Origin of the sequence: Pseudomonas sp. W15Feb9B (assembly GCF_000828175.1) — a bacterium.
Taxonomy (GTDB): domain Bacteria; phylum Pseudomonadota; class Gammaproteobacteria; order Pseudomonadales; family Pseudomonadaceae; genus Aquipseudomonas; species Aquipseudomonas parakoreensis.
Window position 1 is genome coordinate 37,360 of sequence record NZ_JTKF01000022.1, and the last position, 13,788, is coordinate 51,147.

At 58.8% G+C, this 13,788-nt stretch carries 12 protein-coding genes; 7 read left to right on the forward strand and 5 right to left on the reverse strand.

Annotated elements, in window-relative coordinates:
* Positions 1 to 108 precede the first annotated feature (108 nt).
* Positions 109 to 1,254, reverse strand: coding sequence for a 4-phosphoerythronate dehydrogenase PdxB (gene pdxB / locus OC71_RS12015; protein WP_041069029.1), 1,146 nt, complete (start codon positions 1,252 to 1,254; stop codon positions 109 to 111).
* A gap of 218 nt (positions 1,255 to 1,472) precedes the next feature.
* Here pdxB and OC71_RS12020 point away from each other — a divergent pair, with 218 nt between their 5' ends.
* Positions 1,473 to 2,882, forward strand: coding sequence for an MATE family efflux transporter (locus tag OC71_RS12020; protein WP_041069032.1), 1,410 nt, complete (start codon positions 1,473 to 1,475; stop codon positions 2,880 to 2,882).
* 50 nt (positions 2,883 to 2,932) lie between these two features.
* On the opposite strand, the gene tusA is transcribed toward OC71_RS12020, so the two are convergent.
* Both tusA and rlmM read right to left on the reverse strand, forming a co-directional pair.
* A complete protein-coding gene (gene tusA / locus OC71_RS12025) occupies positions 2,933 to 3,184 on the reverse strand; it encodes a sulfurtransferase TusA (RefSeq protein ID WP_007961802.1) in 252 nt (83 codons plus the stop codon).
* Positions 3,185 to 3,362: 178 nt separating this feature from the next.
* Positions 3,363 to 4,436, reverse strand: coding sequence for a 23S rRNA (cytidine(2498)-2'-O)-methyltransferase RlmM (gene rlmM / locus OC71_RS12030; protein ID WP_041069036.1), 1,074 nt, complete (start codon positions 4,434 to 4,436; stop codon positions 3,363 to 3,365).
* Between the two features lie 222 nt (positions 4,437 to 4,658).
* Here rlmM and acnA point away from each other — a divergent pair, with 222 nt between their 5' ends.
* Complete coding sequence (gene acnA / locus OC71_RS12035) at positions 4,659 to 7,400, forward strand: aconitate hydratase AcnA (RefSeq protein WP_041069040.1); 2,742 nt, start codon at positions 4,659 to 4,661, stop codon at positions 7,398 to 7,400.
* Between the two features lie 383 nt (positions 7,401 to 7,783).
* Here acnA and OC71_RS12040 read toward each other — a convergent pair whose 3' ends face one another.
* Positions 7,784 to 8,272, reverse strand: a complete 489-nt coding sequence (locus OC71_RS12040) for an SRPBCC family protein (RefSeq protein ID WP_041069044.1) — start codon at positions 8,270 to 8,272, stop codon at positions 7,784 to 7,786.
* 186 nt (positions 8,273 to 8,458) lie between these two features.
* On the opposite strand from OC71_RS12040, the gene OC71_RS12045 reads away from it, so the two are divergent.
* From OC71_RS12045 to OC71_RS12065, 5 genes are all read left to right on the forward strand, one after another.
* On the forward strand, positions 8,459 to 9,379 hold the full coding sequence (locus tag OC71_RS12045; RefSeq protein WP_041069046.1) for an ADP-ribosylglycohydrolase family protein: 921 nt from the start codon (positions 8,459 to 8,461) through the stop codon (positions 9,377 to 9,379).
* 57 nt (positions 9,380 to 9,436) lie between these two features.
* Entirely contained in the window at positions 9,437 to 9,841 is a 405-nt protein-coding gene (locus tag OC71_RS12050) for a lysozyme inhibitor LprI family protein (RefSeq protein ID WP_041069049.1), read from the forward strand.
* A 218-nt stretch (positions 9,842 to 10,059) separates the two neighbouring features.
* Positions 10,060 to 10,665, forward strand: a complete 606-nt coding sequence (locus OC71_RS12055; protein WP_041069052.1) for a DUF2975 domain-containing protein — start codon at positions 10,060 to 10,062, stop codon at positions 10,663 to 10,665.
* A gap of 9 nt (positions 10,666 to 10,674) precedes the next feature.
* Positions 10,675 to 10,881 carry a helix-turn-helix transcriptional regulator gene (locus tag OC71_RS12060; RefSeq protein ID WP_003226632.1) on the forward strand — a complete coding sequence of 69 codons (207 nt, stop codon included), beginning with the start codon at positions 10,675 to 10,677 and terminating at the stop codon, positions 10,879 to 10,881.
* Positions 10,882 to 10,965: 84 nt separating this feature from the next.
* Positions 10,966 to 11,637, forward strand: a complete 672-nt coding sequence (locus OC71_RS12065; RefSeq protein WP_041069055.1) for a hypothetical protein — start codon at positions 10,966 to 10,968, stop codon at positions 11,635 to 11,637.
* A 75-nt stretch (positions 11,638 to 11,712) separates the two neighbouring features.
* On the opposite strand, the gene mrdA is transcribed toward OC71_RS12065, so the two are convergent.
* Entirely contained in the window at positions 11,713 to 13,605 is a 1,893-nt protein-coding gene (gene mrdA / locus OC71_RS12070; RefSeq protein ID WP_041069057.1) for a penicillin-binding protein 2, read from the reverse strand.
* Positions 13,606 to 13,788 lie beyond the last annotated feature (183 nt).

A 13,788-nucleotide genomic window follows, 5' to 3' on the forward strand; every position in this document is an offset into this window, starting at 1 on the left:
CTGACCCGGCCCCTGTTTGGCCGGGTTTTTTCTGCCCACCGTTCTGCTCTCCTACAGGGTCAGGGCAAACACTGTGGGAGCGAGCCTGCTCGCGAAAGGGCCGACCTGTTATTGAACCGCAACCGCCCCCAGCGCCGCCACAATCTGTTGCAACTGCGGCGAATCACCGTCGATCCGCACCTTCAGCCCCTCGATCTCGCGCCGCACCGGATACCGCTTGCGCAACACGTCGAACGCTGCACGCTGTTCAGCGACACTGCCTACAAGACTGCGGCGAAAATCCGCGTCATCGCGGCGCGGGTCGTACACCCCGCGGCACAACATCGCCAGCGCCCAGGCCGGATCACTGTCGGCGTGCAGGGTCACTTCTGACAGCCAGGGAGCCGGCAACAAGTCACTAAGCTGGATGCTCGGCAGTTGACCGATAAATTCGCAATAGGCCTGATAAATCTGCGCCGTCCCGCGCTGTTTGCCATCGAGGCTGTAACCGGCAATGTGCGGCGTGGCCAGCACGCAGAGTTCGGCGAGGTCGACATCGACTTCAGGCTCGGCTTCCCACACGTCGAGCACCGCTTGCAGGTCTTCACGCGCCAGCAGCACGGTGCGCAACGCAGCGTTATCCACCACGGGGCCACGAGCGGCGTTGATCAGCCAGGTACCCGGTTTGAGCTGTTGCAGACGCGGCTCATCGAACAGATGCCAGGTCGCGCCTGCGCCGATACGGGTCAGCGGCGTGTGCAGGCTGATCACGTCGCACTGCTCGATGATCTGCTCAAGACTGACGTAATCTCCCCCCTCGACTGCCTGACGCGGCGGGTCGCAGATTTTGACATTCCAGCCCAGGCCCTTGAGGACCTTGATCAACCGGCCGCCGACTTCACCGGCACCGATTACCCCATAAGTACGTTGCGGCAATTCAACGCCTTCGATTTCCGCCAGGGTCATCAGACTGCCGAGCACATAATCGACCACACCTCGCGCATTGCAACCGGGCGCGCTGGACCAGGTAATGCCGGCCTCGGCGAAATAATCGAGATCCAGATGATCGGTGCCGATAGTGCAAGTGCCGACGAAGCGCACTTTGCTGCCTTCGAGCAAAGCACGATTGACGTTAGTCACCGAGCGCACCAGCAACACATCGGCCTGCTCGACCGTCGCACGGTCGATGGCACGGCCCGGCACCCGGCGGATCTCGCCGTAACCGGCAAAAAAGGCATCGAGCAGGGGGATATTTTCGTCGGCAACAATCAGCATGGCGGGCTCCTTGGGCGGATCGGCAGTTTAACTGTAGGAGCTGCCGCAGGCTGCGATCTTTTGATTTTGTTTTTCAAGATCGAGATCGAGATCAAAAGATCGCAGCCTGCGGCAGCTCCTACAGATTACAAATCCGCAACAGAGGATTTTTCCTGACCAAAGCGTCAGCGGCGTAGAATGCGGCGCCTTGCGCATCAATCCCTGTGGACGCTTTGCCTGTGAATTCTGTTACTGATCAACCGCTCGCTGCCTCACTCACCCGCCCCGCGCGAATTCGCCTGGAATTCAGGAATCTGCTCGCCCTCGCACTGCCGATCATCATCGCGCAACTGGCGACCACCGCCATGGGCTTCGTCGATGCGGTGATGGCCGGCCGTGTCGGGCCGCGTGACCTGGCAGCGGTAGCACTGGGCAACTCGATCTGGGTTCCGGTGTTTCTGCTGATGACTGGCACCCTGCTGGCCACCACGCCGAAAGTCGCCCAGCGTTTCGGCGCCGGCACCCACAGCGAAATCGGCCCGATTGTCCGTCAAGCGCTGTGGCTGGCACTGGTGGTCGGCCTGATCGCCACGTGCATGCTGGTCGCCGCCGAACCGGTGCTGCACCTGATGAAAGTCGATCCCGAGCTGATCGGCCCGTGCATGCAATACCTGCACGGCATTGCCAGCGGTCTGCCGGCGGTGGCGTTCTATCACGTGCTGCGCTGCACCAGTGACGGCATCGGCCGTACCCGCCCGGCGATGGTGCTGGGCCTGTGCGGTCTGGCGCTGAACATTCCGCTGAACTACATCTTCATTTATGGCCACTTCGGCGTACCGGCCATGGGTGGCGTGGGCTGTGGCTGGGCCACGGCCATCGTGATGTGGGTCATGGCGCTGGGTCTGGCCGGATGGGAGCGCTGGGCGCCGGCGTATCGTTCGAGTGAGATCTTCAGCCGCTTCGACTGGCCACAATGGGCGGTGATCAAACGTCTGCTGGCGATCGGCTTGCCGATTGGCATCGCCGTGTTTGCCGAGTCGAGTATCTTCGCCGTGATCGCCCTGCTGATCGGCAGCCTCGGCGCCACCGTGGTGGCCGGGCATCAGATCGCGCTGAACGTCAGCTCGCTGGTGTTCATGATTCCGTATTCGCTGGGCATGGCCGTCACGGTGCGTGTCGGCCAGGCGCTGGGGCGTGAAGAGCCGCGGGAAGCACGCTTTGCCGCCGGCGTCGGCATGGGCACCGCGCTGGCGTATGCCTGCCTGTCGGCGAGCATGATGCTGTTGCTGCGCGAGCCGATTGCGTCGATCTATACGGCGGATCCGACGGTGATTCACATCGCGGCAATGCTGATTGTGTACTCGGCGCTGTTCCAGTTCTCCGACGCGATCCAGGTGACGGCTGCCGGCGCTCTGCGCGGTTATCAGGACACCCGGGTAACGATGATTCTGACCCTGTTCGCCTACTGGGGCATCGGCCTGCCAGTGGGTTACGCCCTAGGTCTGACCGACTGGCTCGGCGAACCGCGTGGCCCAAGCGGTCTGTGGCAAGGTCTGATTGTCGGCCTGAGCTGCGCGGCGCTGATGTTGTCGATTCGACTGACGCGCAGTGCACGCAAGCGTATTCGGATCAGTCGTTCGGTGGGCTGATCAGCCATAAAAAAAGACCTGCACATGCAGGTCTTTTTTTATGCCCGAATTCAATTGGACTTCTTGCGGATCCAGTACAGATAAGTACCGGCCTCTTCGTGCTGCCCCACCAGTTCGTGGTCGAGAAACACACAGAACTTGGGAATGTCGCGACGGGTCGAGGGATCGGTGGCGATCACCTTGAGCAGGCCGCCCGGCACCAGGTCACGTATGTGCTGATGCAGCATCATTACCGGCTCCGGGCAATTGAGACCGGTAGCATCGAGGGTGCCGTCGACCGGGGTATCGATCATTTCACTCATGATTCACTCCTGAAACTGGCCGGCATTGTCGCGCATTGCCGGGTGCTCAGTCATCTGTAGCGAGGGGATTTATCCCCGATGGGTTGCGAAGCGGCCCCAAAGAGTGGGGATGCGCTGCATCCATTCGGGGATAAATCCCCTCACCACAGAGATCATTCCCACAGGGTTTAGTGGTGACTCAGCGAGATTTGGCTTTCTTGATGTCATGCCGACGCAAATGACAGGTCACTTCCTCGCGGTCGTGATACAGCTGCTTGCAACCAATGTCGACCTTGATCCCGCGCGCCTTGAAGCCATCGGCGATGCGCTCGAGCAAGCGTTTCACTTCGGCATAGCGCTGTTTCATCGGCAGCTTGAGGTTGACCACCGCTTCGCGGCAATGACCCTCGCCGATCCATTCTTCCAGCATCGCCGCGTTACGCGCCGGCTTCTCGACGATGTCGCAGACCATCCAGTCCACTGGTTGCTTGGGCTTGAAGGTGAAACCGTCGGCCATCAAGTGTTGCACCAGACCGGTGTCCATCAGGCTTTCAGCCATCGGGCCGTTGTCGATGGCGGTCACCAGCATGCCGCGGTTGACCAGTTGCCAGGTCCAGCCGCCGGGTGCCGCGCCGAGGTCGACGCCGGTCATGTCGCTGTGCAGGCGCTCGTCCCACTGATCACGCGGGATAAAGTGGTGCCAGGCCTCTTCCAGTTTCAAGGTCGAACGGCTGGGCGCCTCGCGCGGAAACTTCAGGCGCGGAATGCCCATCGGCCACATCGCCGAGTTGCCGGCGTCGGCCATGCCGAGAAACACTTCGCGACCACTTTTGAAGGTCAGCAGCAGGCGCGGTTTGCTCGCGTCGTCCACCAGTTTGCCGGCGCCGGTCAGCGCCTTGCGCAGCGGGCCTTCGAACTTCTTGCAGAAATTCGACAGCTCTTTGCCGTCGTTGGTATCGACCACTTCCAGCCACAGGCTGCCGCAGACCGGGAAGTCCGCCATCCGCTCGATGATCACGCTGATGCGGTCGGTTTCCGGCAAATCGATGAAGACACCGCGCGCCCACTGGCGCGGAAAAATCAGCTCGGCGAAACGCTGGCCGCGCATCAGGCGTTCGGCGCCGTCTGCTTCGCTGCAGACAAACTCCGCGTACGCGGTGGCCGGTTTGGCCTTGGCGTAACCGGCCACATTCAACTGGGCGGCGAGGTCGGAAATCTCCGAACAGACTTCGCCTTCGAAGCCTGGCCGGCAATGCATGAATAGGGTGTTCATTCTTACTCCTGGGCAGAGGGCGGACATTCGGCCCCTGCACGCTGCTCAAGCCTTGCGGTGAAGCAAAGCCTGTCACGAAAACCGGCGCATGATAGCCGAGTTCGGAACCTTGGACTTATCGATAGAGTCCAGTTATTAGCCAGCTACTGAAAACAGGGCTACGTTGATAGCTCTGCCCGTCCCCTCAGTCCGTAGCCGTGCGGACTTAAAGGAGTGATCGTAATGCCGTCCCTCGATAGTCTGAAGACCCTTAAAACTCTACAAATCGACGATAAGACCTACCACTATTTCAGCCTGCCCGATGCCGCCAAGAGCCTTGGCAATATCGACCAGCTACCGATGTCGCTGAAAGTCCTGCTGGAAAACCTGCTGCGCTGGGAAGATGAAAAAACTGTCACCGGCGCCGACCTCAAGGCCATTGCTGCCTGGCTCAAGGAGCGCCGCTCCGACCGGGAAATCCAGTACCGCCCTGCCCGAGTATTGATGCAAGACTTTACCGGGGTACCCGCCGTGGTCGACCTCGCCGCGATGCGCGCCGCCATGGCCAAGGCCGGTGGTGATCCGCAACGAATCAACCCGCTGTCGCCGGTGGATCTGGTGATCGACCACTCGGTGATGGTCGACAAATTCGCCACCCCGAGCGCCTTCGAACAGAACGTCGACATAGAGATGCAGCGCAACGGCGAGCGTTATGCATTCCTGCGCTGGGGCCAGAGCGCCTTCGATAACTTCAGCGTGGTGCCACCAGGCACCGGGATCTGCCACCAGGTCAACCTCGAATACCTCGGGCGCACGGTGTGGACCAAGGATGAGGACGGCCGCACCTACGCCTTCCCCGACACGTTGGTCGGCACCGACTCCCACACCACCATGATCAACGGCCTCGGCGTGCTCGGCTGGGGCGTCGGCGGGATCGAGGCGGAAGCCGCGATGCTCGGCCAACCGGTGTCGATGCTGATTCCGGAAGTGATCGGTTTCAAACTCACCGGCAAACTCAAGGAAGGCATCACCGCCACCGACTTGGTGCTGACCGTCACGCAGATGCTGCGCAAAAAAGGGGTGGTCGGCAAATTCGTCGAATTCTACGGTGACGGCCTCGCCGATCTGCCACTGGCCGACCGCGCGACCATCGCCAACATGGCCCCGGAATATGGCGCGACCTGTGGCTTCTTCCCGGTCGATGACGTAACCCTCGAATACCTGCGCCTGTCCGGCCGCCCGGCTGAAGTGGTGAAACTGGTCGAGGCCTACACCAAGGCCCAAGGCCTATGGCGCCTGCCCGGTCAGGAACCGGTGTTCACCGACAGCCTGGCGCTGGACATGGGCAGCGTCGAAGCCAGCCTTGCCGGGCCAAAGCGCCCGCAGGACCGGGTCTCGCTGCCAAAAGTGGCGCAGGCCTTCAGTGATTTCATGGATTTGCAATTCAAGCCCACCAGCAAGGAAGAAGGCCGCCTGGAAAGCGAGGGCGGCGGTGGGGTGGCCGTGGGCAACGCCGATATGGTCGGCGAAACCGAATACGAGTATGAAGGCCACACCTATCGCCTGAAAAACGGCGCGGTGGTGATCGCCGCGATCACCTCCTGCACCAACACCTCCAACCCGAGCGTGATGATGGCGGCCGGGCTGCTGGCGAAAAAAGCCGTGGAGAAAGGCCTGACGCGCAAGCCTTGGGTCAAGAGTTCGCTGGCCCCCGGCTCGAAAGTGGTCACCGACTACTACAAGGCGGCCGGGCTGACGCAATACCTGGATCAGCTCGGTTTTTCGCTGGTCGGTTATGGCTGCACCACTTGCATCGGCAACTCCGGGCCATTGCCGGAGCCAATCGAGAAGGCCATTCAGAAAGCTGACCTCACCGTGGCGTCGGTGCTGTCCGGCAACCGTAACTTCGAAGGCCGGGTGCATCCGCTGGTCAAGACCAACTGGCTGGCCTCGCCACCGCTGGTGGTCGCTTATGCTCTGGCTGGCAGCGTGCGCACTGACATCAGCAGCGAGCCTCTGGGTAACGACCAGCAAGGCAATCCGGTGTACCTGCGCGATATCTGGCCGAGCAGTCAGGAAATCGCCGATGCGGTGAATCAGGTCAACACCGCGATGTTCCACAAGGAATACGCCGAGGTGTTTGCCGGCGATGAACAGTGGCAAGCGATCCAGGTGCCGCAAGCCGCCACCTATGTGTGGCAGGACGATTCGACCTACATCCAGCATCCGCCGTTCTTCGACGACATTTCTGGCCCATTGCCGGTGATCACTGACGTCAAGGGTGCGCGGGTTTTGGCGTTGCTCGGTGATTCGGTGACCACCGACCACATCTCCCCGGCCGGCAACATCAAGACTGACAGCCCGGCCGGGCGCTATCTGCGCGAAAAAGGCGTGGAACCGCGAGACTTCAACTCCTACGGCTCACGACGTGGCAACCATGAGGTGATGATGCGCGGCACGTTCGCCAACATCCGCATTCGTAACGAGATGCTCGGCGGCGAAGAAGGTGGCAACACGATCTACATCCCGAGCGGCGAGAAAATGCCGATTTATGATGCCGCCATGCGTTATCAGGCCGCGGGCACGCCGCTGGTGGTAATCGCCGGTCAGGAATACGGTACCGGCTCCAGCCGCGATTGGGCGGCCAAGGGCACCAACCTGTTGGGTGTCAAAGCGGTGATCGCTGAAAGCTTCGAGCGCATCCACCGTTCCAACCTGGTGGGCATGGGCGTGTTGCCGTTGCAGTTCAAGCTCGATCAGAACCGCAAGAGCCTGAACCTCACTGGCAAGGAAACCCTCGATATCCAGGGGCTGACTGGCGTCGAGCTGACGCCGCGCATGAACCTGACCCTGGTCATCACTCGTGAGGACGGCCGCCAGGAGAAACTCGACGTGCTGTGCCGCATCGATACGTTGAATGAGGTGGAGTACTTCAAGTCGGGCGGGATTCTGCACTACGTGTTGCGGCAACTGATCGCCTCGTGATTGCTTGATTCCCGTGGTGAGGGGATTCATCTACGATGGACTGCGCAGCAGGCCCTTTTTTGGGGTCGCTTCGCAACCCATCGGGGATAAATCCCCTCGCTACCGGTGCTCGACACAAATACTTTTCTGCAGGCGAAAAAAAACCCGCCGAAGCGGGTTTTTCCCAAGACCATTATCGACTCCCTGTCGGCAGCGATCCTTGCTAATGGTCGATCATCCGTGATCCTGAAACACTCCCTGTGTCTCAGTTGATGGGTGTAGATTACGCCGTGGATCCAATCGGCAATAGTCGCAAAAGCTACCACCGCGTGTAAGACATTCGCTATACAAGCCCTTCCGAAAACCCCTACGTCAGTCAGGCACTCAGCCTGCAAGCCACCATGTCAGTCACCATCACGCTCGCGCGTCTTCGCACTTTCGGCGAGAAACTGTTCAAGTCGACTTAATTGCTCCTCCCAGCCGCGGCTATCCATGTAGTACGCCTCCTTCTGCCGCACATCGGGGATATGCGCAAAGCCGGACTCGGACACCTTGAGCAATGTGCCGCTCTCGTAATCCTGCAGCTCGAACTTGACCAGCGTAGTCGGCTCCTGGGAATAGTCGATGTTCGGATTGACCGCGTACGGGTGCCAGCGAAACGAAAACAGCTGCTGCGGCTCCACCCGCTCCACCAGCACGTTCCACAGCACGTGTTCATAACCGGGATACGTGACCTGCCCTTGCGTCCATTCCCCGGCAATGAACCGCCTGCCCTCCAGTGCCACACCAAACCACTGACCAAACGCCTCGGCATCGACCAATGCACGCCAGACATATGAACGTGGCGCCTTGAGCGCGATTTTGCGTTCGAAACTATTGGGTACCGGTTTCATAAGTCACCTCCTGTTTTGAACAGTAGGCTTGTATGACCACATGTCCAACCTGAAGTTGTATCAAAGGGCTGCACCTGTCCAATCCAGAGGAAACATTCGGCGGCATTTCCGTTCATTGAAACGAGCGCCCCCCTCCGATGAACCTGTTACCGTTTCCTGCGAAATGGACACAGACAAGGACGAAGCATGCAGCCATCTCTCTCCGAACGTTATCGCGGCGCCCTGCTCGGCCTCGCTTGCGGCGACGCCGTCGGCACCACGTTGGAGTTCAAGCCAAGAGGCTCATTCCAGCCGCTGAGGGACATGGTCGGTGGCGGCCCCTTTCACTTGAAACCCGGGCAATGGACGGATGACACCTCGATGGCGCTGTGCCTGGCGGAGAGCCTGCTGAGGAAAAACACATTCGATGCGGCGGACCAGATGGGACGCTATCTGAATTGGTGGCAATGGGGGTATCTCAGTTCCACCGGTGATTGTTTCGATATCGGCATGACGGTCAGCCAGGCGCTGTCGCGGTATCAGCAAACCGGTCAGCCGTTCGCGGGATCTACCGACCCGTTTACCGCCGGCAACGGGTCGCTGATGCGCCTGGTGCCGGTGGTGCTGTTTTATTTCCCTGATGCCCGGCAGATTCGCCAGTTCGCCAGTGACAGTTCGCGAACCACCCATGCTGCACCTGAAGCCATCGAATGCTGTCAGTTATTTGCCGAAGTGCTCAGCAAAGCACTGCTAGGCGCCTCCAAGTCAGAATTGCGCAAATTGCCAGACGCAACCTTCGTTCAACCTAAAGTCGCAGCCATCGCCCGAGGTGATTACCTCGCAAAGTCGGCGAGCGAAATCCGTGGCAGCGGCTACAGCGTCGAGTCGCTGGAGGCGGCTCTGTGGTGTTTTCATCACACTGACGGTTTCGCTGCGGCGATTCTGCAAGCCGCCAACCTGGGCGATGATGCCGACACCACTGCCGCGATCGTCGGCCAATTGGCTGGGGTCTACTATGGCGTTCGGGCGATTCCTGCCCACTGGCTGGAAATGCTCCATGACGGCGAGGAGATTGCAGCCACCGCAGATCGCCTGCTCGAAGCCTCCCGGCTACGCGTCCCTGATTAGAAGCTCCACAGCCGCTAAACTGCACTGCACTTTCATCCGACTCAGTGAGATTACCCAATGTCCCCACGCCTGCTTCTGGCCCTGACACCCTTTCTGTTCAACCCCCTCGCCCACGCTGCCGTCGACTGCGCCAATGCCAGCGGTCAGGCCACCATGAACCAGTGTGCCGGGCAGGAATTCAAGTCGACTGACAAGGAGTTGAACGTGGTGTATCAGCAGATCACCGGCCGCTTGAAGGACAACCCTGACCGCAAGAAGCTGCTGGTGGGTGCGCAGCGAGCGTGGATCGGGTTTCGCGATATCGAGTGCAAATTTTCGGCATCCGGGGTCGAGGGCGGGAGTGTTTATCCGCTGATCTACAGCAATTGCCTGACCGTTGTGACCAAGGCACGGATTGAGGCGCTGAAGCAGTATTTGAAGTGTCAGGAAGGTGACATGAGTTGCCCAGTGCCAGGGGCCTGATTTTGTAGTGGCTTCGGTCTTGCCGTCAGGTTTGTTGATTCCACACCTGGCGCAGCTTCGGCTCGCTGGCCAGTGAATCGATTTCCGCACCATTACCAACGACTGCGCGGAGCCGGAACAGAGGAAAGTGGCGCAGCAATAAAAACCAAACTAATTATTGTAATCAGATAATTTATCATCGAGAATTCGCTACCAAATTGTAACAACCAGGAATTTTCATGAGTACTCACATCAACGGATTGGCGCCGCAGCGCATGCATTGGATCGGTCTGCTGGCTGCGATTCTTGTCTGGGTTCTGGGGGTGACGGAGGTCGGTGGCAACGTGACGATCTGGTTCTTCAAGAAGGATGAAATGCTGGCAAGCCTGCTTTATGCCTTTGCAGAAGGCTCGCCGCAATTGCTTGACCCATTTGTCGAAGGTGCATTGCTTGATCCTGACACTTGGCTGTCATCAACGGTCACTGCGCTGATCGTCTTTCTGGATTTCCTGCCCGTTGTCCTGTCGGCTTACGCGTTATGGCTGACCGGGTTGTTTTTTCTGCGATTGTCGCGCGGCGAAACATGGACCGACCGCAACATCAGGGTTCTCTGGCGAGTGGGCGTACTCTGCATCGTTTCTCCGGCAACCTACCCGCTAATAGAGACCTTGCAAGGCCTGGCGTTGTCGATAGATCTGCCGCCGGGGGATCGGATTTTCCAGTTCTCGATCGGCCTGTCTTCCGCTTCTGCCTACGAGATAATCAAAGGCGTATTACTCTGTATTTTTTCAATTATCATGCGTGACGCAAAAGTACTCAGCGATGAGCAAAGCCAATACATATAGAACAATATAATGACCATTATCGTCCGCCTTGACGTCGTCATGGCCACGCAAAAAATTCGCTCGAAAGAGTTAGCCGCCTTGCTCGGAATAACCGAGGCCAACCTGTCATTGCTCAAAAACGGCAAAGTCAAAGGCGTGAAGATGGCAACTCTGGACAAGCTCTGCGCTGCGCTCGATTGCCAGCCGGGCGATCTGCTGGAATACCAGAAAGACTGAGACTTTCCCCGGACGGCGAGTTATTTATCGCGGGTCCCAATCGTTTAACTCTTATTCAATCCTTAGTTTCAAGGCGGCTTTGTCATGTCCCGTTATTTGTTATGCACGCTGTTATTGCTGACAGCGTCACTCAGCGGCTGCGCCACACAATTTGACGTAGCACTCAATGCAATCCCTGATCCGGACTATCAGTTCGACCGAAAGGCAACCGTACTGGTGACCTCGACGAATGGCGCGGATGAGAACGCACTGAATGCGCGCTACCATCTTCGCGACATGGTCAACGCATTGAAAGACAGGGGTTTCCAAGAGGTCTATACCGACGCCAGCCTGCCCAGAAATCACGCACCGATCAAAATGACCATCAGCCTCGATATCGGCAGCCGGCAAGTGTCTTACCGTTATACCGCTACCGACTATGGGCAAGTGCCAACCAGCACTACCACCGTTTGCAAGAACACCAAGAAGAAAGATGACCGACTGACCTGCACCAGTAAGCCCAATACGACCTATGGTCCGGTGGGAACTTCGGAGCGAATCGGCTATACCACCCTAAGTACCTTTATTGCTACCGCCCGGGATGAGGAGAGTAAACGCACGGTGTATCTGCTGCGGGCGTCGTCTTATAACGAGGACTGTCAGGCCGCCAAGGTCGAAGCGTTTCTGGTCGAGCAGGGCCTGCAGAACCTGAACTTCCAGGATCGCGTGCAACGCAACTACAGCGTCACGATGCCCGAGGGTTACAGCTGCAAATAGTCAGTTACCCAAACCCCTGCCTCGACAGCTTCACAGCGCAGCCAACGTGAGCCGGTGTAGTGAAGCGCATCCCGGCTACACGTGCGGATCACCCGGCGGCTTGGCCGGCGCCGCGTATTGCGGCTTGAGGTGGCCGTCTTGGTCCAGTAGCCAGGCGTCCATGATCTGCCGCACCACGGGACCGGCAACCCGACCACCGGCCTCACCGTTTTCGATCATCACCGAGATGGCGATCTTCGGGTGTTCTGCCGGAGCGAAGCCGACAAACAAGGCGTTGTCGCGATGCCGTTCAAGGGTTTTCTCACGGTTGTAACGCTCACCCTGCTTGATCGCCACCACCTGCGCCGTGCCACTCTTGCCGGCGATGCGGTACTGCGCACCGGCCGCTGCGGCGCGCGCGATACCTCGAGCATCGTGCATCACCATCTGCATGCCATGGTTGACCTGATCCCAGTCACGCGGGTTCTTCAGCAGGATATTCGGCATCGGATGCTCGTCGACCGGCGCCACGCCATCGACCGTCTTCGCCAGATGCGGACGATTCCATACGCCCTTGTTGGCAATCAGTGCGGTGGCCTGAGCCAGTTGTAGCGGCGTGACCTGCATGTAGCCCTGGCCGATGCCCAGGATTACTGTTTCCCCCGGGAACCAGGCTTGACGGCGCGTGGCGCGTTTCCAAGCCTGAGATGGCATTAAACCGGGCGACTCTTCGAACATGTCCAGCGAGACTTTTTCGCCGAGGCCGAACATCGCCATGTAGTCGTGCAGGCGATCGATGCCGAGCTTGTGCGCCAGATCGTAGAAGTAGGTGTCATTGGAACGCATGATCGCCGCGTCCATGTCCACCCAGCCATCGCCGCTGTGATTCCAGTTGCGGTACTTGTGATCGAAATCCGGGAGTTGGTAATAGCCCGGGTCGAAGACTCGTGTCTGCGGGGTCACAACACCGGCATCAAGGCCGGCAATCGCCACTTCGGGTTTGATGGTCGAACCCGGTGCATACAGGCCGCGTAGCACACGGTTGAACAGCGGCCGATCGATGGAATCGCGTAGCGCCGAGTATTCCTTGGAGCTGATACCGGTGACGAACAGGTTCGGGTCGAAGCTCGGATTGCTGACCATGGCCAGCACTTCACCAGTGGATGGATCGAGAGCCACCACCGAACCACGGCGGTCGCCCAGTGCGGCTTCAGCAGCTTCCTGCAGTTTGACGTCGAGACTTAGAACGATGTTTTTGCCAGGGACCGGATCGGTGTGTTTGAGCACTCGCAACACTCGGCCTTGGGCGTTGGTCTCAACTTCTTCGTAGCCAACGTGACCGTGCAGCTGCGCTTCGTAGAAGCGTTCAATGCCGGTTTTACCGATGGATTGCGTGCCGCGGTATTCCACCGAGTCGAGGGTTTTGGATTCTTTTTCGTTAATCCGGCCAACGTAACCGATTGAATGCGCAAAGTGCGGACCCAACGGGTAATGCCGAACAAACTGCGGCTCGACATCGAGGCCCGGCAAACGGAACTCGTTAACCGCCAACACGGCGATTTGCTCTTCCGTCAGTTCGTAGAACAGCGTCACCGGGGTGAATGGGTGACGGGACTGCTTCATGGCCTTATCGAAAACCGTACGATCTTCAGCGGGCAAATGCAGCAGATTGATCACCTCGTCCAGTTCCTGATTTACATCAGTGGCGCGTTCGCGGGTGATGATCAGGTTGTAACTGGGACGGTTATCAGCGAGCAGCACACCATTGCGATCGTAGATCAGGCCTCTCGTCGGCGGAATCGGCAATACGTGCACGCGGTTGTTTTCAGAGATGGTCGAGTGGTAGTCATATTCAACCACTTGCAGGATGTACAAGCGCACCACCAGCGCGCAGCTGATAGCAAAGACAAACAGAGCGCAGGCGATCAACCGTTTGTTGACCAAGCGCTTCTCTTTTTCATGATCTTTGATCGGGATGGGTTCAGGCATTTCTACAGCAACTCTTTGACATAATTTGAGCGCCGATCCGTGGGCATGACATCAATCCGTTAAAAAACGAGCTGCACCATACCAAAAACCGAGTAATCACTTCAGAAGGATTTTCTCCAATGGCAGTCCTGGCGACGGTTGGAACACTCGTATCGTCTGATCTTGGCGAGCCAAGCACTTTCC

Coding starts and splice junctions, on each gene's coding strand:
- tusA (WP_007961802.1), bottom strand. CDS start 3,184: ATGAGTGAAATGATCGATACCCCGGTCGACGGCACCCTCGATGCTACC.
- OC71_RS12045 (WP_041069046.1), top strand. CDS start 8,459: ATGCAGCCATCTCTCTCCGAACGTTATCGCGGCGCCCTGCTCGGCCTC.
- mrdA (WP_041069057.1), bottom strand. CDS start 13,605: ATGCCTGAACCCATCCCGATCAAAGATCATGAAAAAGAGAAGCGCTTG.
- OC71_RS12040 (WP_041069044.1), bottom strand. CDS start 8,272: ATGAAACCGGTACCCAATAGTTTCGAACGCAAAATCGCGCTCAAGGCG.
- OC71_RS12055 (WP_041069052.1), top strand. CDS start 10,060: ATGAGTACTCACATCAACGGATTGGCGCCGCAGCGCATGCATTGGATC.
- acnA (WP_041069040.1), top strand. CDS start 4,659: ATGCCGTCCCTCGATAGTCTGAAGACCCTTAAAACTCTACAAATCGAC.
- OC71_RS12060 (WP_003226632.1), top strand. CDS start 10,675: ATGACCATTATCGTCCGCCTTGACGTCGTCATGGCCACGCAAAAAATT.
- OC71_RS12065 (WP_041069055.1), top strand. CDS start 10,966: ATGTCCCGTTATTTGTTATGCACGCTGTTATTGCTGACAGCGTCACTC.
- pdxB (WP_041069029.1), bottom strand. CDS start 1,254: ATGCTGATTGTTGCCGACGAAAATATCCCCCTGCTCGATGCCTTTTTT.
- rlmM (WP_041069036.1), bottom strand. CDS start 4,436: ATGAACACCCTATTCATGCATTGCCGGCCAGGCTTCGAAGGCGAAGTC.
- OC71_RS12050 (WP_041069049.1), top strand. CDS start 9,437: ATGTCCCCACGCCTGCTTCTGGCCCTGACACCCTTTCTGTTCAACCCC.